This is a genomic window from Enterobacter sp. BNK-16, assembly GCF_048684955.1.
Taxonomy (GTDB): domain Bacteria; phylum Pseudomonadota; class Gammaproteobacteria; order Enterobacterales; family Enterobacteriaceae; genus Enterobacter; species Enterobacter bugandensis.
In genome coordinates this window covers 4,211,913-4,228,382 of sequence record NZ_JBLQTQ010000001.1, presented here as the reverse complement: position 1 = coordinate 4,228,382, position 16,470 = coordinate 4,211,913, and the positions used below count along the sequence as shown (strand labels likewise).

Here is a 16,470-nt window from a genome sequence, read left to right as displayed (position 1 = left end):
AATGAGTATTTTTTTATTGTCCCCAGGGTTTGTATATGCTTCAATTTGGTTGTTTACAATTTTCTTATATTCGCTTGGATTGACGACTAATATTAGCCCTCTCTCAAGTGAGATGATGGTGTTTTTGTCAATCAATGTTGTTCTGGGGTTGATTTTTTCACTTCCATTTATCACTCCTGGCAGTATTAATCATGTTCGTCTTAAAGATATTATGCCATCTTGGCGGGCGACTAAAATATGGCTCATCATTTGGTGCTTTGCAATAATACCTGATGTGGTTGTTGCTGGTGGGATCCCAATGATTATGCAATTTAGGGGCGGCTATAACTATACCGAGTTCGGCATACCAACATATCATGGGATAGTTAATATGCTATTCCTTTTTGTTTTTCCGTCACTATATTATCATTTTCTTTTATCAAAACGGAAAAGTATACTTCTGGTAATTCTGTTAATGAGCATCTGGGAAATGCTGGTCTTCAGACGTGGTATTCTGATGTCTGGTCTCGTAGAAATATTCTTTTTATTCTTTATTTATAAAAAATTCACGAAAAAGATGTTTGTTTATACTGTATTGTCAGTTGTGACAATAGTTCTACTTTTTGGAGCAGTAGGAGATATCAGGGGCGCAGAAAATCCGTATCAATATTTGTTGTCACCACAAGGCCAATTTTTGTCGAGTCTGCCTTCAGGATTTACATGGTTTTATGTCTATGTTACTGCGGGTCTTGCAAATCTCGCCTATAACTTTGCGGATATAGTGCCGGTATACGATTTTACAAGCTTCCAGGATCTTTTCCCCAGTGTTATCCGAAATCTCATTTATAGTGATTTAGGATTCCATGATACCATGGCATTAGTAGATGATAATGCCAACGTTTCAACAATGTTTGAAAAGCTAATGCCCGATCTTGGCATCGCGGGCTCCCTAATTGTGGTGACATGCTTACTTCTGCTTTTCAGTATTGCCTACAAGAATTTGCTAAAGTCATATCGTTTTAGTTTATTTCCTTATGCGATTGCAATGCAGTGCGCAATATTTAGTGGCTTTTATAATTTATTTTTTATTCAGACATATTTCTTACTTTTTATTGTAACTCTTGTTCTTGTGAGAATTAAAATATTTACAGGGAGTCATCCTAATGTTTGAGTTAGTTAAGGAAGATGTACGGAGATATTACAAACTGAGTGGGCGTAATAAATCAAAAGTTTCTCTTTTAGGTATAATTTCAGCTTTTATCGGAATGAAAATGACTCCAGTTATTTTATACCGCATGAGTCATTTTTGCTATAAGAAAAGAATCCCTGTTTTAGGAAAGATTTTTTCGCTAATAAATTTTATTGTTTTTGGGGTTGAAATTGCGTCAAACTGCGAAATAGGTGGTGGTTTATTTATACCACACTCGCAGGGTATTGTTATTGGCGCATCTAAAATTGGTGTTAACGCAACAATATACCAGCAAGTTACGCTGGGTGCGAAAAATATCGATATTCCATTCAATCACGCTAATCGCCCTGTTTTAGGTGATAATGTAGTAATTGCATCTGGGGCTAAGGTTCTTGGTGGTATTCGAATTGGTGACAATGTTATTGTCGCGGCTAACGCTGTTGTAATGCATTCCTGTGATGACAATGTGCTACTTGTAGGCATTCCGGCCATTGTGAAGAAGAGTATTTAAAATGAAAGTGCTGTTTTTATGTCCTCGCTTTTTTAATTATGAAACCGAAATATCTGATGGATTAAGGCGAGCCGGTGCCACCGTTGATTATTTCGATGAAAAGCCATTTAATAACGTCTTTTTTAAAATTTTACTTAGGCTCTGGAAAGATAATAATTTCCTTAAACGCATTTCAGACGCGTATTTTGAGAGGATATTGCTTCAAACAAGAGATGATTACGACTATGTTATAGTGCTTAAAGGTGAGTCTCTCGATAGAAAAAATCTACTTAAATTCAAAAATAAATATAAGAGTGCTCAATTCATTTACTACGCGTGGGATTCTATTAAAAATTACCCTCATATTCAGGAGTATCTAAACTTATTTGACCGAGTGTTTACCTTTGATGATAATGATGCTCGAGAATATGATTTTATGGATCATTTGCCATTGTTTTATTCCCCCGATTTTGTAAGCACAGCGACAAGAAAAACAGCAAAGAACGTTAAGCCAAGTATTGCATTCCTCGGTACCGTACATAGTGACAGATACAAGCTATTAGGGGAAATTTATGAGAAATATAAAAATGAATATGATTTAAGGTTTGTGCTTTATTTTCCTTCTATTGTTGTATTGGCTGGTTTTATTCTTACCAATATAAAAGATGTCATTAAATACAGACTCTTTAGTTTTACACTTCGCTCTAGAAATAAAAAACAGATTGCGTCATTCTTCTCTGGTGCTGATGCTGTGCTTGACATCCAGCATCCCCGGCAGACAGGTTTGACGATGAGAACAATAGAATGCTTACCTCTAAAGAGGAAGTTCATAACTACTAATAGCAGAGTTAAGGACTACGACTTTTATGCATCTGAAAATTTTTATTTTATAGACCGCAAAAATATTTATATAGACTCTGCTTTTTTTGATATCCCGTATGATGAAAAGCATACGGATGCAATTTCGCGTTATAGCGTAGACTCATGGGTAAAAACATTGTGCTCAACTGATATCAGAAAAGATGTTGTTTAATTGAAAGATATTAATTCTAATTTAGCTTAAGAGTATTGAGGTAGTAGAATGAAGGGTATTATTCTTGCTGGCGGTTCAGGAACACGTTTACACCCAATTACACGTGGAGTCTCTAAACAACTTTTACCCATTTATGATAAACCTATGGTTTATTATCCAATGTCGGTGCTTATGCTTGCGGGTATCCGTGATATTCTCTTAATCACAACACCTGAAGATCTGCCTTCTTTTAAACGTTTGTTAGGAGATGGTAGTCGTTTCGGAATTAATTTGTCCTATGAAATTCAGCCGTCTCCTGATGGCCTTGCGCAAGCATTCATTATTGGTGAAGAGTTTATCTCTGGTGATAAATGTGCCTTAGTATTAGGTGATAATATTTTCTTCGGGCAGAGTTTTGGTAGGAAACTTGAATCGGTTGTTTCAGGTAATGCCGGGGCTACTGTTTTTGGCTACCAGGTAATGGATCCAGAGCGTTTTGGTGTTGTAGAGTTTGATGAAAACTTCAAGGCATTAAGTATAGAAGAAAAACCAGCTGCACCTAAATCCAACTGGGCTGTTACTGGCCTATATTTTTATGATGCAAACGTGGTTGATATGGCAAAACGCGTTAAACCATCAGCACGCGGTGAACTTGAAATTACTACGCTGAATGAGATGTATCTCGAACAGGGAAATCTTCAGGTAGAATTACTGGGACGAGGCTTTGCATGGCTCGATACCGGTACCCATGACAGTTTAATCGAAGCATCACAATTTATTCATACTATTGAGAAGCGACAAGGGTTCAAAATCGCCTGCCTGGAGGAAATTGCTTACCGTAACGGTTGGCTCACTGAGAGTGAGGTCCTGACCTACGGGAATGAAATGAGCAAGACCAATTACGGCCAGTATTTGCTCAATTTAATAAAAAATAGCAAATAGCGATTCATAAAATTAACAATATCATACCCTTAATAGCTATCAGGTTTTGATTATAAAATGAAAGCAAAATATTTTTTCCTTACCTCTGCGCTTCTTTTACCTCCTGCATTCTCTGGTGAAAAACAACAATGTGATTTTCTCTGGGGCACGGCATCCTCATCTTACCAGGTTGAAGGTGGCTGGAATGAGAGTGGAAAGGGTCCTTCAAACTGGGATTATTTTACTCATAATGAAGTAACAAAATATACTATTGGTACCGTTGAAAATGGAGATGTTGCAGCCAATCAAATTTCTCGGGATGTCTATCTAAAAGATATACAACTCATGAAAGAATTAGGTGTCAATTCGTACCGCTTCTCCATATCCTGGTCCAGGGTCATGCCTGACGGTGTAACGGTAAATAAAAAGGGATTAGAATATTACAACCAACTTATTGCTGACTTAAAAGAAGCTAATATTGAGCCGGTGATTACACTTTACCACTGGGACATGCCATTAGCGCTTTATAAAAAAGGTAGTTGGTCTAACCCTGAATCACCAGTGTGGTTCGAAAAATTTGCGCAAGTAATTTTTGAGAATTTTGGTAATAAAAGTCATAATTTTATTACCTTTAATGAGCCTGAAGGCTATGTTTTTACTCTTGAACCCCTTGCAGCAAATCTCATTGAAAAAAAACCAGACGGATACCGTGACGTTTTGTCCGTAGCGTCTCGTGGAAAACAAGCGGTAGCATTACACAACCTTTTGATTGCAAATGCGATGGTGGTACGTAATTACCATAAGGCTAAATATGATGGACGTATTGGCATTGCGTTAAACTTATCTCCTTGCATCGATAATGGACATCCAAATAGTACTACTGAGCAGTTATGTAACGATCTCCACAACAACTGGATTCTCGATGCTCTATATAAGGGAAAATATCCAGATTCAGTATTGAAAATGTATCAATCAGCATATCCTAAATTTAAGCCCACATCTCAAGATATGGAATTGATTACCCAAGGAAAACCTGATTTCATCGGCGTAAATTATTATGGTCCAACATTGGTTAGGTATGATAAATCTGAACCGTTTGAAATAGGTAATGTCCCTAACCCAGATAAAAAACCATCCGTCAACGGACCTGTTTCTCCTGAGGCGTTGGTTACAATGATGAAAAAGATTGATGCCGAATATGCTCATCCTACCTTCATTATTACTGAGAATGGTGCAGGTTTTGGTTTAGCTGATGAACAACTTAAGGAAGGGGTCATTTCTGATAAGTTGAGAGCAGACTATCTCAAGAGACATGTTACTGCCGTTATGAATGCAAAAAAGGAAGGATTGGATATTCAGGGCTATCTATTTTGGAGCTTGCTCGATAATTTCGAGTGGTTATGGGGTTACAAAAATAGATTTGGAATAATTGGTGTCGATTTCGATGATAAGAATTTGAAACGTATACCTAAGTTAAGCTATTATATTTACCAGAAAACTATTAAAGAATATAAAAAGCAATGTATTTCAACGACGCAAAAATGACCACTTGATAAAGCCATGCTTTTGTTATGGCTAAAGTGTATTAATGACCATAATTACCTACCTCTGCTCTCGATTTCTGAGTTAAGATTATTCGATAATATATCCACCGGGAAGTACCTGGTGGGACCACACCTGACAGGAGTATGTAATGTCCAAGCAACAGATCGGCGTTGTCGGTATGGCAGTGATGGGGCGCAACCTGGCGCTCAACATCGAAAGCCGTGGTTATACCGTCTCCGTTTTCAACCGCTCCCGTGATAAGACTGAAGAAGTGATTGCCGAGAACCCAGGCAAGAAGCTGGTTCCTTTCTATACGGTGAAAGAGTTCGTTGAGTCTCTGGAAACGCCTCGTCGAATCCTGCTAATGGTGAAAGCGGGCGCAGGTACCGATGCAGCTATCGACTCCCTGAAGCCTTACCTCGAAAAAGGCGACATCATCATTGATGGCGGTAACACCTTCTTCCAGGACACCATTCGTCGTAACCGTGAATTGTCCGCTGAAGGCTTCAACTTCATCGGTACCGGTGTTTCCGGTGGTGAAGAGGGCGCGCTGAAAGGCCCATCTATCATGCCTGGTGGCCAGAAAGAAGCGTACGAACTGGTTGCGCCTATTCTGACTAAAATCGCTGCTGTTGCGGAAGATGGCGAGCCGTGTGTGACTTATATCGGTCCGGACGGTGCGGGTCACTATGTAAAAATGGTGCACAACGGCATCGAATACGGCGATATGCAGCTGATCGCAGAAGCATACTCCCTGCTGAAAGGCGGCCTGAATCTCTCTAATGAAGAGCTGGCTGAAACCTTTACCGAGTGGAACAAAGGCGAGCTGAACAGCTACCTGATCGACATCACCAAAGATATCTTCACGAAGAAAGATGAAGAAGGTAAATACCTGGTTGATGTGATTCTGGATGAAGCAGCGAACAAAGGTACCGGTAAATGGACCAGCCAGAGCTCTCTGGATCTGGGCGAGCCGCTGTCTCTGATCACCGAATCCGTCTTTGCGCGTTATATCTCTTCTCTGAAAGAGCAGCGCGTTGCGGCTTCTAAAGTGCTGTCAGGCCCACAGGCTAAACCAGCCGGTGACAAAGCTGAGTTCGTCGAGAAAGTTCGTCGCGCCCTGTACCTGGGTAAAATCGTCTCCTACGCGCAGGGCTTCTCACAGCTGCGTGCGGCGTCTGACGAGAATAACTGGGACCTGAACTACGGCGAGATCGCGAAGATCTTCCGCGCGGGTTGCATCATTCGTGCGCAGTTCCTGCAGAAAATCACCGATGCCTATGCTGAAAACGCAGGTATCGCTAACCTTCTGCTGGCACCGTACTTTAAGAAGGTTGCAGACGAGTACCAGCAGGCGCTGCGTGACGTGGTTGCCTACGCTGTACAGAACGGTATCCCGGTTCCAACCTTCTCCGCTGCGGTGGCGTATTACGATAGCTACCGCGCTGCCGTTCTGCCTGCCAACCTGATTCAGGCACAGCGTGACTATTTCGGCGCGCATACTTACAAGCGCACGGATAAAGAAGGCGTGTTCCACACCGAATGGATGGAATAAGTTAATTTACTCGCTTTCATCAAACCCGGAGCCTGTCTCCGGGTTTTTTTATGCAAAAAATGCCGCGCATTATTCGAAGTAGTCTGAATCTCATCCCCCTCGTTGTGATTACTCCTGGTTTGCCTTGACAGTGCTGTTTGCCAGGAGGTACAAAGCCCAACAGTTATGTTTATCGCGATGGTCTGCCGGCCATCAATACAGTTAACTAAAAGAAGTCATTAGCGAATGAAAATAACAATTTCCGGAACAGGGTATGTCGGTCTTTCTAACGGCATTCTGATTGCTCAGAACCATGAAGTGGTTGCGCTGGATATCGTGCAGGCCAAAGTGGATATGCTCAATCAGAAGAAATCGCCGATTGTCGACAAAGAAATCCAGGACTATCTCAGCAACAAACCGCTGAATTTCCGCGCCACGACAGATAAAGAAGATGCATACCGCGATGCGGATTACGTCATCATTGCGACGCCTACTGACTACGATCCAAAAACCAATTACTTCAACACCTCAACCGTAGAAGCGGTTATCAAAGATGTTATTGCGGTCAATCCTGATGCGGTGATGGTTATTAAATCAACCATTCCTGTCGGCTTTACCAAATCCATCAAAGAAAAGTTTGGTATCGATAATATTTTCTTCTCGCCTGAGTTCCTGCGTGAGGGGAGAGCGCTTTATGATAACCTGCATCCTTCCCGTATCGTTATTGGCGAACGCTCTGATCGCGCTGAACGTTTCGCTGCGCTGCTTCAGGAAGGCGCAGTGAAGAAAGATATTCCGGTGCTGTTTACGGACTCCACCGAAGCGGAGGCGATTAAGCTTTTCGCAAACACCTATCTGGCAATGCGAGTCGCGTACTTCAATGAGCTCGACAGCTACGCAGAAAGTCTAGGGCTGAACACCCGCCAGATTATTGAAGGGGTTTGCCTCGACCCGCGTATTGGCAACCACTATAACAACCCGTCATTTGGCTACGGTGGCTATTGCCTGCCAAAAGATACCAAACAGCTGCTGGCAAACTACCAGGCTGTGCCGAATAACCTGATATCGGCGATTGTTGACGCTAACCGTACGCGTAAAGATTTCATCTCCGATTCTATTCTTGCGCGCCAGCCGAAAGTGGTCGGCGTGTATCGTCTGATCATGAAGAGCGGTTCCGATAACTTCCGCGCCTCTTCCATTCAGGGGATCATGAAGCGCATCAAGGCGAAAGGCGTTGAGGTTATTATTTATGAACCGGCCATGCAGGAAGATCAGTTCTTCAATTCCCGCGTGATCCGCGATCTGGATGCTTTTAAGAAAGAAGCGGATGTCATCATCTCGAACCGTATGGCCGAAGAGCTGGCTGACGTCGCTGACAAAGTCTATACCCGCGATCTGTTCGGTAGCGACTAATTCTCTTACGTTAAAATAAAAAACCCGGCTGATTTGCCGGGTTTTTTATTTTCAGACCTTGTAAAACTCGCGGTACCAGTCAACGAAGTTCTTCACGCCGTCTTTAACCGAGGTTTGCGGTTTGAAACCGATCACGTCATAGAGCGCTTTCGTGTCGGCGCTGGTTTCCAGGACGTCGCCCGGCTGGAGTGGCAACATATTTTTCTCGGCTTTCTTACCCAGCGCCTCTTCCAGCGCGGTGATGTAGTCCATCAGTTCTACCGGCGAACTGTTACCGATGTTGTAAACGCGGTAAGGTGCTGAACTGGTTGCCGGTGAGCCAGTCTCGACGGTCCAGTTTGCGTCAGGATGGGGAATAACATCCTGCAGGCGGATAATTGCTTCAGCGATATCATCGATGTAGGTGAAATCGCGCTTCATCTTGCCGTAGTTATAGACATCGATGCTTTTGCCTTCAATCATCGCCTTAGTAAACTTAAACAGCGCCATGTCCGGGCGTCCCCACGGACCGTATACGGTAAAGAAGCGCAATCCGGTGGTCGGCAGGTTGTAGAGATGCGAATAGGTGTGCGACATCAGCTCATTGGCTTTTTTGGTCGCGGCATAGAGTGAAACCGGGTGATCTACGGAATCGGCAGTGGAGAAGGGCATCTTACGGTTGAGGCCATATACGGAGCTGGATGAGGCATACAGCAAATGCTGAACGTGGTTATGGCGGCAGCCTTCCAGCACGTTGAGGTGGCCAATAAGGTTGGCATCGGCGTACGCATGCGGGTTTTCCAGGGAGTAGCGTACGCCTGCCTGTGCGGCCAGGTGAATAACGCGATCGAACTTCTCGTCAGCGAAAAGCGCAGCCATACCTTCCCGGTCAGCTAATTCCATCTTGTGGAAGGTGAATCGCTCAGATTGTAGCCGTTCCAGACGTGCCAGCTTTAAATTAACATCGTAATAGTCGTTCAGGTTATCAATACCGACAACCTCATGACCGCCCTCAATGAGGCGTTTGCTGACATTCGAACCGATAAAACCCGCTGCACCCGTTACCAGAAATTTCATATCTTTCCTCAAATACCTAACGCTTACAGATGCGATAACGCATCACATAGTGACTATGATAGCGCGAAGGGGGCGAGTTACATAACGCATCTTTCCGATATAACTCATCGGATTCTTATAGAAAAATCCTCAGCAATATATACACTATGCAAACATAATAATTTTCCCCCTTTTTATCTGTTAGGGATTGTATGACGCAAAACAACAATAGTCCGGTCAGCCGAAGCAATGACCCTGAGCACATTGATTTACTTGCATTAATGCTACAGCTGTGGCGTGGGAAGTGGACGATAGCAATTTTTGTTTTTGTTTTTATTGCCATGGCGATAGGATATCTATCAGTCGCAAAGGAAAAGTGGACCTCACGGGCGATTATTGCACAACCAGATGCGGCCCAGATAGCGACTTATTCAAATGCATTGAACATCCTCTACGGCAGCGCTGCCCCTTCGATGCTGGACATTCAAACGCGCGCTATTGGACGTTTTAACTCTTCTTTCTCAGCGTTATCGCAGGCGCTGGACAATCAGGACGTGCCAGAAAAACTGACCATTGAGCCTGCTGTTAAAGGGGAAACGTTGCCATTAACCGTCTCCTATATCAGCACTTCTGCTGAAGAGGCTCAAAAGCAGTTAGCGCAGTACATTCAGCAAGTAGATGAACAGACGGCAAAAGAACTTGCCCTTGACCTCAAGGACAATATCAAGGAACAGATTAAATCCCTGAACGATTCTCTGGTAAGCCAGGAAAAGGTCGCTCAAGAGCAGAAAGAGCTGCGAATCAAACAGATTGCTGAGGCGCTGAAAAATGCTGAGGCGGCGAAAATTACCTCGCCGCGCATTCAGCAAACCCAGGATGTGACTCAGGAAACGATGTTTCTGCTGGGAAGCGACGGTCTGAAATCGATGATTGACAATGAAGCGTCACGCCCGCTGGTCTTTTCTGCTGCTTACTATCAGACCAGACAAAACTTGCTGGATATTCAAAATCTGAACGTAAACCCGGATACTATCCACGTCTACCGTTACGTTATGAAACCAAATCTGCCTGTACATCGTGACAGCCCCAAAAAACCAATCATTCTGACTCTTGCCGTGCTGCTGGGCTTGATGATGGGTTCTGTAGTGGTACTGGCGCGTAACGCATTACGCAACTATAAGCCAAAAGCTTGATTTGCAGATTAAAAAAAAACCGGGGAAATTCCCCGGTTTTTTTATTTATGACGCTTTCGAAGATTCTCAATCACCGCCGTCAAATCCAGTTCCTGATCCTGCAGCAGCACCAGCAGGTGATACATCAAATCCGACGCTTCATTCGTCAACTCTTCCCGGTCGTGTACGGTCGCGGCCAGCGCCGTCTCAACGCCTTCTTCACCCACCTTCTGCGCAATACGCTTAGTCCCGCTGGCATACAGCTTCGCGGTATAGGAGCTCTCAGGATCCGCGGATTTACGCTCCGCCAGGAGTTGCTCAAGCTGATACAGGAACAGCCACTGGTGACTCGCCTCGCCGAAGCAGCTGCTGGTGCCTTTATGGCAGGTTGGGCCGATTGGGTTCACCAGCACCAGCAGGGTATCGTTATCGCAGTCTGGCGTCATGCTGACCACGTTCAGGAAGTGCCCCGAGGTTTCCCCTTTGGTCCACAGGCGCTGCTTCGTGCGCGAGAAAAACGTCACTTTGCCGCTGTCGATCGTTTTTGTCAGCGCGTCCTGGTTCATATACCCCAGCATCAGAACTTCGCCTGAGACGGCATGCTGTACAACCACCGGCAATAATCCGTCAGTTTTTTCCCAGTCCAGCTGCGCCTGTTGTTGCTCTGTTAACATACCCTGATCTCCACGCCCTGGTCGGCCAGGTACGTTTTTAACTCGCCAATATTGATAATCTGTTTGTGGAACACGGACGCGGCCAGCGCGCCGTCGACGTTCGCATCGCGGAAGGCTTCCAGGAAGTGTTCCATGGTGCCCGCGCCGCCGGAGGCAATCAGCGGAACGTGGCACACCGCGCGAACTTTCTTCAGCTGCTCGAGATCGTAACCGTTACGCACGCCGTCCTGGTTCATCATGTTCAGCACAATCTCACCTGCGCCGCGCTTCTGCACTTCCTGCACCCAGTCGAGCGTTTCCCACTGCGTCACGCGCGTCCGGCTTTCATCGCCGGTATATTGGTTAACGTGATATTTGCCGGTCGCGGCGTCGAACCAGGTATCAATCCCTACCACTATGCACTGCACGCCAAAGCGATCGGCCAGGCGGGTAATCAGTTCCGGCTCGGCCAGAGCAGGGGAGTTGATGGAAATCTTGTCGGCGCCAAAAGAGAGAATTTTGGCGGCGTCATCAGCAGACTTAATCCCGCCCGCCACGCAGAACGGAATATCAATCACTTCCGCCACGCGCGCGACCCAGCTTTTATCGACCACGCGGCCATCGCTGGAGGCGGTGATATCATAGAAGACCAGTTCGTCAGCGCCTTCATCAGCATAGCGTTTTGCCAGCGGGACGATATCGCCAATGATCTCGTGGTTGCGGAACTGCACGCCTTTCACAACCTGACCATCGCGCACGTCAAGACAAGGAATTATCCGTTTTGCCAGCATTGAATCGCCTCCGTCACCGTAAATTTACCTTCCAGCAGGGCCCGGCCCACAATCACGCCCTGTACCCCCGTTCCGCGCAGCGCGGCGATATCGGCTAAGTCACCGATGCCGCCAGATGACTGGAATGCCACCTGCGGATAACGGGCGCAAACTTCTTCATATAAAGAAACGTTGGAACCCGCCAGCGTGCCGTCGCGCGAGATGTCCGTGCACAGCACGTGCTTCAGGCCCACAGGGAGATACGTCTCGACCAGCGCTTCCAGCGTTACGCCGGAATTTTCCTGCCAGCCGCTGACCGCCACCTGCTTATTACCCTGCTCGTCAATGCGCACGTCCAGCGCCAGTACCAGGGCGTCGGCGCCAAAGCGGCGGAACCAGCCCTTCACCGTCTCAGGCTCTTTCACGGCGGTTGAACCTACTACCACGCGCGCCACGCCTGCATCCAGAAGAGCCGCCACGTCGTCCTCGGTGCGTACGCCGCCGCCGACCTGCACGGGCACGTCAACACCAGCAACCAGTTTTTTCAGCAGCGGGATCTGGCGCTTCGCCGGATCTTTCGCGCCCGTTAAATCCACCAGATGCAGCACCTGTGCACCCTGGGCGGCATAATCCTGCAGGCGCGGTAGCGGGTCCTTTCCGTAGTCGCGCTGTTGACCGTAATCGCCCTGATGAAGACGGACAACCGTGCCGTCGATTAAATCTAAAGCGGGAATAATCATCACATCTCCAGGAAGTTTTTCAGCAGCTGCGCGCCCGCGGCGCCAGAGCGTTCCGGGTGAAACTGCACGCCGAAGAAATTGTCTTTCTGCACCGCCGCGGTAAACGCCTCGCCGTAAGTGCACTGGGCGATGGTATTGACGTTCACCGGCATGGCGTAACTGTGCACGAAGTAAAAGTACGCGCCGTCTTCGATGCCGCGAAACAGCCGGTCACCCGCTTTGGCGTACACGCGGTTCCAGCCCATATGCGGCAGAGGCAGGCCGTGGTCGGTCATTTTCGGTACGTCTTCGTCGATAATGCCCAGCAGGTCAACGCCGTTGCTCTCTTCGCTGCGGCGGCCAAGAAGCTGCATGCCCAGGCAAATCCCCAGCACCGGCTGGGTACAGGCCTTGATAAGATCGACCAGCTCGCGGGCGTGGATCTGATCCATCGCCGCCTGCGCGGTGCCAACGCCCGGTAGGAAAAGCTTGTCAGCGCGCAATACAATGTCCGGATCGCGGCTCACCACCGGCTCATAGCCGTGGCGCGCGATGGCCGATTTGACGGAGTTGAGGTTGGCGCATCCGGTATCCAGAATCACCACGTTCATTACAGCACTCCTTTCGACGAGGGCAGGGCATCGCCTTCCACGCGGATCGCCTGGCGAAGCGTACGGCCAAAGGCTTTAAACAGGCTCTCCACGCGGTGGTGATCGTTTTTGCCTTTGGTTTTCAGGTGCAGCGTCAGTCCCATGGTGTAGGACAGGGAACGGAAGAAGTGCTCCACCATTTCGGTGCTGAGATCGCCGACGCGCTGGTAGGTGAAATCAGCTTTGTATTCCAGGTGCGGACGACCCGAGATGTCCATGGCGCAGCGCGCCAGGCATTCGTCCATCGGCAGGACGAAGCCGAAACGGTTGATGCCGCGCTTGTCGCCGAGCGCCAGCTTCAGGGCTTCACCCAGCGCCAGGCCGGTATCTTCCACGGTGTGGTGATCGTCAATATAAAGGTCGCCTTTTACCGCGATCTCCATGCGGAAACCACCGTGGGTGGCAATCTGGTCCAGCATGTGGTCAAAGAAACCAACGCCGGTGTGGATCTTGCTGCCGCCTTCACGGTCCAGCCATACCTTTACATCAATCTGCGTCTCTTTGGTGTTACGCTCAACGTGGGAATAGCGGTCGCGTTTTGTCAGTTGCTCGCCAATCTTTGCCCAGTTAAGGTCGTTACGATCGTAGCGCAGCCCCGCGATGCCCATGTTTTCCGCCAGCGTAATATCGGTGATGCGATCGCCGATGACGTAGCTGTTGGTTTTATCCAGCATATCTTCGGCCAGATAGCGCTCAACCAGCTTCACCTTTGGCTTACGGCAGTCGCACTCGTCGGCTGGCATGTGCGGGCAAATCAGCACTTCATCAAATACCACGCCCTGAGAGGTTAGCACCTGCATCATCAGGTTATGCGGGCCGTCAAAGTCCGCCTGCGGGAAACTGTCCGTACCCAGACCGTCCTGGTTGGTGATCATTACCAGCTTATAGCCCGCTTTCTGAAGCTTAAGCAGCACCGGGATCACGTCCGGTTCAAAAGCCAGCTTGTCGAAACGATCGACCTGGAAATCGGCTGGTGGCTCCGAAATAAGGGTGCCGTCACGATCGATGAAAAGGATCTTCTGGGTCATACTTTCTCCGCTTTCAGGGCGTCAATGACGCGCTGGCTCTCTGCGCGGGTGCCTACGGTGATACGTAAACAGCCACTCAGGGAAGGTTGTTTATTCTGGTCTCGTAAGATAATGCCCTGATCCCATAAAGATTTAAATACGGCACTGGAGGCGGTGAAGCGCGCCAGGATGTAGTTGGTTTCCGAGTCGAACACCTGCTCGACGCAAGGGATGTCTTTCAGCGCGGTGACAAGGTACTGACGTTCCTCCAGGATCTGCGCCACGCGTTCGCGCATCGCGTTGATACCCTGAGGCGTCAGCGCCTGTGCCGCAATATCGGCAACCGGCGTTGAGAGCGGGTACGGGGCGATCACTTTCAGCAGCAGGTCGATAACCTCTTTATTCGCCAGCGTAAACCCGCAGCGCAGGCCCGCGAGGGCGAAGGCTTTTGACAACGTGCGCAGCACAACGAGATGCGGATACTCTTCCAGCCAGCCCGCCAGCGTCGCCTGCGGGCAGAACTCGATGTAGGCCTCGTCGGCCACCACCAGCGCTTTACCACGGGTCATCTCCAGCAGGGTGCGGATATCCTGCGGGTTAATAATCTGCCCGGTTGGGTTATTTGGGCTGCAGACGAAGACGACCTTCACGCCGTCGAGATTGTCGGCAATGCCCTGTAAATCGAGCTGCCAGTTCTCCAGCGCCTGGACGTTGCGGCACGCCACGCCGAAGGTTTCGGCGCTGACGCTGTACATTCCGTACGTGGGCTGGCAGTACATCACCGCGTCTTTGCCCGGCTCGCAGAACGCGCGGATCAGCAGCTCAATGCCCTCATCCGCGCCGCGGCTGACCAGTACCTGCTCCGGCTTCACACCCGCGTACTGGGCGTAGTTTTCAATCACCGCTTTTGGCTGACACTCCGGATAGCGGTTCAGCGTTTGCTGCGACAGCTCAAACTGCACCGCAGTCGGGAATTCGTTGGCGTTCAGCCAGACGTCCCCGTTTCCACCCAGACGACGCGCAGACTGGTAAGGCGTCAGGCGGCGGACATTTTCGCGGGCTAATTCTTCAATGTTCATGCTTGCTCCTTCAGGGCGGCAACGCGCAGCGTCACGGCGTTTTTGTGGGCGGTCAGACGCTCGGCGGCGGCCAGGGTTTCAATAGTAGAAGCCAGTGAAGCAAACCCCTCGCGGGACAGCTCCTGCACGGTCATGCGTTTCTGGAAATCCGCCAGGCCGAGGCTGGAACAGGTAGAGGTGTAGCCGTACGTTGGCAGCACGTGGTTGGTGCCGGAGGCGTAATCCCCCGCGGACTCCGGTGACCAGTCGCCGAGGAACACCGAGCCCGCGCTGGTGATGCTGTCGACCAGATCGCGCGCGTTGCGGGTCTGAATAATCAGGTGCTCCGGGCCGTACTGGTTGGAGATGGCGATGCACTGCTCGAGATCGCGCGCCACAATCAGGCGGCTGGCCGCTAACGCCTGACGTGCCGTGTCGGCGCGGGGCAGGTCGGCAAGCTGGCGTTCAACGGCTTCGCCCACGCGTTTCGCCATATCGGCATCCGGCGTCAGCAGGATGACCTGCGAGTCCGGGCCGTGTTCCGCCTGTGAAAGCAGGTCGGAGGCCACGAAGTCCGGCGTTGCGCCGCTGTCGGCAATGACCAGCACTTCAGACGGACCGGCAGGCATATCGATGGCAGCGCCGTCGAGACGCTGGCTGACCTGACGCTTGGCTTCGGTCACATACGCATTGCCCGGGCCAAAGATTTTGTCGACTTTAGGAATGGACTCCGTCCCGAACGCCAGGGCGGAAATCGCCTGCGCGCCGCCCACTTTATAGACCGCCTGTACGCCGCAGAGTTTTGCCGCGTAGAGGATCTCATCGGCGATCGGTGGCGGAGAGCACAGCACTACTTTCTGGCATCCGGCGATACGCGCCGGCGTGGCGAGCATTAATACGGTCGAAAACAGCGGCGCTGAACCACCAGGGATATAAAGTCCCACTGACGCAACCGGGCGCGTCACCTGCTGGCAACGCACGCCGGGCAGGGTTTCGACATCCACGGTCTGCAGCTTCTGCGCGGTGTGGAAGGTATCAATATTTTTCACCGCGACGGCCATCGCCTGCTTGATGTCGTCACCCAGACGATTACTGGCATCAATGATTTCCTGCTCCGTAACCTGCAATGCGCCGACTTCCGTCTTATCAAACTTCACGCTGTATTCACGCAGGGCGTCATCGCCACGGGCTTTGACGTTATCCAGGATCTCCGCCACGGTGCGGGAGATGCTTTCAGAGGCGGAAATCGCCGGGCGCATCAGCAGCTCACGCTGCTGTGCGTCGCTACAGGTATTCCAGTCGATGATTGTGTTAAAGCTCATG

16 protein-coding genes are annotated in these 16,470 nt (G+C 49.0%); 8 read left to right on the top strand and 8 right to left on the bottom strand.

Annotation, left to right across the window (positions count from 1 at the left end; genetic code table 11):
- Position 1: 1 nt before the first annotated feature.
- From ACMGGH_RS20400 to ugd, 7 genes are all read left to right on the top strand, one after another.
- Positions 2–1,150 carry an O-antigen polymerase gene (locus tag ACMGGH_RS20400; protein WP_047363181.1) on the top strand — a complete coding sequence of 383 codons (1,149 nt, stop codon included), beginning with the start codon at positions 2–4 and terminating at the stop codon, positions 1,148–1,150.
- Positions 1,143–1,679: a serine O-acetyltransferase gene (locus tag ACMGGH_RS20395; RefSeq protein WP_047367920.1), complete on the top strand. Its 537-nt coding sequence runs from the start codon at positions 1,143–1,145 to the stop codon at positions 1,677–1,679. The genes ACMGGH_RS20400 and ACMGGH_RS20395 overlap by 8 nt, the downstream gene beginning before the upstream one ends.
- A 1-nt stretch (position 1,680) precedes the next feature.
- Positions 1,681–2,691 (top strand): hypothetical protein, encoded by a 1,011-nt coding sequence (locus tag ACMGGH_RS20390; RefSeq protein ID WP_049137382.1) that lies wholly within the window; start codon positions 1,681–1,683, stop codon positions 2,689–2,691.
- A 48-nt stretch (positions 2,692–2,739) separates the two neighbouring features.
- On the top strand, positions 2,740–3,612 hold the full coding sequence (rfbA, locus tag ACMGGH_RS20385) for a glucose-1-phosphate thymidylyltransferase RfbA (protein WP_028013773.1): 873 nt from the start codon (positions 2,740–2,742) through the stop codon (positions 3,610–3,612).
- Positions 3,613–3,669: 57 nt separating this feature from the next.
- Positions 3,670–5,136, top strand: coding sequence for a glycoside hydrolase family 1 protein (locus ACMGGH_RS20380; protein WP_232948460.1), 1,467 nt, complete (start codon positions 3,670–3,672; stop codon positions 5,134–5,136).
- A 148-nt stretch (positions 5,137–5,284) separates the two neighbouring features.
- Positions 5,285–6,691, top strand: a complete 1,407-nt coding sequence (gndA, locus tag ACMGGH_RS20375) for an NADP-dependent phosphogluconate dehydrogenase (RefSeq protein ID WP_150144361.1) — start codon at positions 5,285–5,287, stop codon at positions 6,689–6,691.
- 225 nt (positions 6,692–6,916) lie between these two features.
- The gene (gene ugd, locus ACMGGH_RS20370; protein WP_048961289.1) at positions 6,917–8,083 is read left to right on the top strand and encodes a UDP-glucose 6-dehydrogenase; all 1,167 of its coding nucleotides are present in this window, start codon (positions 6,917–6,919) and stop codon (positions 8,081–8,083) included.
- A gap of 51 nt (positions 8,084–8,134) precedes the next feature.
- Here ugd and ACMGGH_RS20365 read toward each other — a convergent pair whose 3' ends face one another.
- Positions 8,135–9,139 (bottom strand): NAD-dependent epimerase, encoded by a 1,005-nt coding sequence (locus ACMGGH_RS20365; RefSeq protein ID WP_047367916.1) that lies wholly within the window; start codon positions 9,137–9,139, stop codon positions 8,135–8,137.
- A gap of 191 nt (positions 9,140–9,330) precedes the next feature.
- Here ACMGGH_RS20365 and wzzB point away from each other — a divergent pair, with 191 nt between their 5' ends.
- Entirely contained in the window at positions 9,331–10,311 is a 981-nt protein-coding gene (wzzB, locus tag ACMGGH_RS20360) for an LPS O-antigen chain length determinant protein WzzB (RefSeq protein ID WP_232948461.1), read from the top strand.
- A 41-nt stretch (positions 10,312–10,352) separates the two neighbouring features.
- Here wzzB and hisIE read toward each other — a convergent pair whose 3' ends face one another.
- From hisIE to hisD, 7 genes are read right to left on the bottom strand one after another with little or no spacing between them, the layout of a single operon-like run.
- The gene (gene hisIE / locus ACMGGH_RS20355; protein ID WP_100169994.1) at positions 10,353–10,964 is read right to left on the bottom strand and encodes a bifunctional phosphoribosyl-AMP cyclohydrolase/phosphoribosyl-ATP diphosphatase HisIE; all 612 of its coding nucleotides are present in this window, start codon (positions 10,962–10,964) and stop codon (positions 10,353–10,355) included.
- The gene (gene hisF, locus ACMGGH_RS20350) at positions 10,958–11,734 is read right to left on the bottom strand and encodes an imidazole glycerol phosphate synthase subunit HisF (RefSeq protein WP_045260395.1); all 777 of its coding nucleotides are present in this window, start codon (positions 11,732–11,734) and stop codon (positions 10,958–10,960) included. The genes hisIE and hisF overlap by 7 nt, the downstream gene beginning before the upstream one ends.
- On the bottom strand, positions 11,716–12,453 hold the full coding sequence (gene hisA, locus ACMGGH_RS20345; RefSeq protein WP_041909171.1) for a 1-(5-phosphoribosyl)-5-[(5-phosphoribosylamino)methylideneamino]imidazole-4-carboxamide isomerase: 738 nt from the start codon (positions 12,451–12,453) through the stop codon (positions 11,716–11,718). Before hisA ends, hisF begins: the two co-directional genes overlap by 19 nt.
- The gene (gene hisH / locus ACMGGH_RS20340) at positions 12,453–13,043 is read right to left on the bottom strand and encodes an imidazole glycerol phosphate synthase subunit HisH (protein WP_047367912.1); all 591 of its coding nucleotides are present in this window, start codon (positions 13,041–13,043) and stop codon (positions 12,453–12,455) included. The genes hisA and hisH overlap by 1 nt, the downstream gene beginning before the upstream one ends.
- Positions 13,043–14,110, bottom strand: coding sequence for a bifunctional histidinol-phosphatase/imidazoleglycerol-phosphate dehydratase HisB (hisB, locus tag ACMGGH_RS20335; RefSeq protein ID WP_028013764.1), 1,068 nt, complete (start codon positions 14,108–14,110; stop codon positions 13,043–13,045). The genes hisH and hisB overlap by 1 nt, the downstream gene beginning before the upstream one ends.
- Positions 14,107–15,168, bottom strand: a complete 1,062-nt coding sequence (gene hisC, locus ACMGGH_RS20330) for a histidinol-phosphate transaminase (RefSeq protein WP_049137392.1) — start codon at positions 15,166–15,168, stop codon at positions 14,107–14,109. Before hisC ends, hisB begins: the two co-directional genes overlap by 4 nt.
- Positions 15,165–16,469, bottom strand: coding sequence for a histidinol dehydrogenase (gene hisD, locus ACMGGH_RS20325; RefSeq protein ID WP_069733105.1), 1,305 nt, complete (start codon positions 16,467–16,469; stop codon positions 15,165–15,167). The genes hisC and hisD overlap by 4 nt, the downstream gene beginning before the upstream one ends.
- Between the last annotated feature and the right edge of the window lies 1 nt (position 16,470).

Excerpts from the sequence above, each read along its gene's own strand:
- hisIE (WP_100169994.1), bottom strand. The coding sequence starts at position 10,964 with ATGTTAACAGAGCAACAACAGGCGCAGCTGGACTGGGAAAAAACTGAC.
- ugd (WP_048961289.1), top strand. The coding sequence starts at position 6,917 with ATGAAAATAACAATTTCCGGAACAGGGTATGTCGGTCTTTCTAACGGC.
- ACMGGH_RS20400 (WP_047363181.1), top strand. The coding sequence starts at position 2 with ATGAGTATTTTTTTATTGTCCCCAGGGTTTGTATATGCTTCAATTTGG.
- hisA (WP_041909171.1), bottom strand. The coding sequence starts at position 12,453 with ATGATTATTCCCGCTTTAGATTTAATCGACGGCACGGTTGTCCGTCTT.
- hisD (WP_069733105.1), bottom strand. The coding sequence starts at position 16,469 with ATGAGCTTTAACACAATCATCGACTGGAATACCTGTAGCGACGCACAG.
- ACMGGH_RS20365 (WP_047367916.1), bottom strand. The coding sequence starts at position 9,139 with ATGAAATTTCTGGTAACGGGTGCAGCGGGTTTTATCGGTTCGAATGTC.
- hisH (WP_047367912.1), bottom strand. The coding sequence starts at position 13,043 with ATGAACGTGGTGATTCTGGATACCGGATGCGCCAACCTCAACTCCGTC.
- gndA (WP_150144361.1), top strand. The coding sequence starts at position 5,285 with ATGTCCAAGCAACAGATCGGCGTTGTCGGTATGGCAGTGATGGGGCGC.
- rfbA (WP_028013773.1), top strand. The coding sequence starts at position 2,740 with ATGAAGGGTATTATTCTTGCTGGCGGTTCAGGAACACGTTTACACCCA.
- hisF (WP_045260395.1), bottom strand. The coding sequence starts at position 11,734 with ATGCTGGCAAAACGGATAATTCCTTGTCTTGACGTGCGCGATGGTCAG.
- wzzB (WP_232948461.1), top strand. The coding sequence starts at position 9,331 with ATGACGCAAAACAACAATAGTCCGGTCAGCCGAAGCAATGACCCTGAG.
- ACMGGH_RS20390 (WP_049137382.1), top strand. The coding sequence starts at position 1,681 with ATGAAAGTGCTGTTTTTATGTCCTCGCTTTTTTAATTATGAAACCGAA.
- hisC (WP_049137392.1), bottom strand. The coding sequence starts at position 15,168 with ATGAACATTGAAGAATTAGCCCGCGAAAATGTCCGCCGCCTGACGCCT.
- ACMGGH_RS20395 (WP_047367920.1), top strand. The coding sequence starts at position 1,143 with ATGTTTGAGTTAGTTAAGGAAGATGTACGGAGATATTACAAACTGAGT.
- hisB (WP_028013764.1), bottom strand. The coding sequence starts at position 14,110 with ATGACCCAGAAGATCCTTTTCATCGATCGTGACGGCACCCTTATTTCG.
- ACMGGH_RS20380 (WP_232948460.1), top strand. The coding sequence starts at position 3,670 with ATGAAAGCAAAATATTTTTTCCTTACCTCTGCGCTTCTTTTACCTCCT.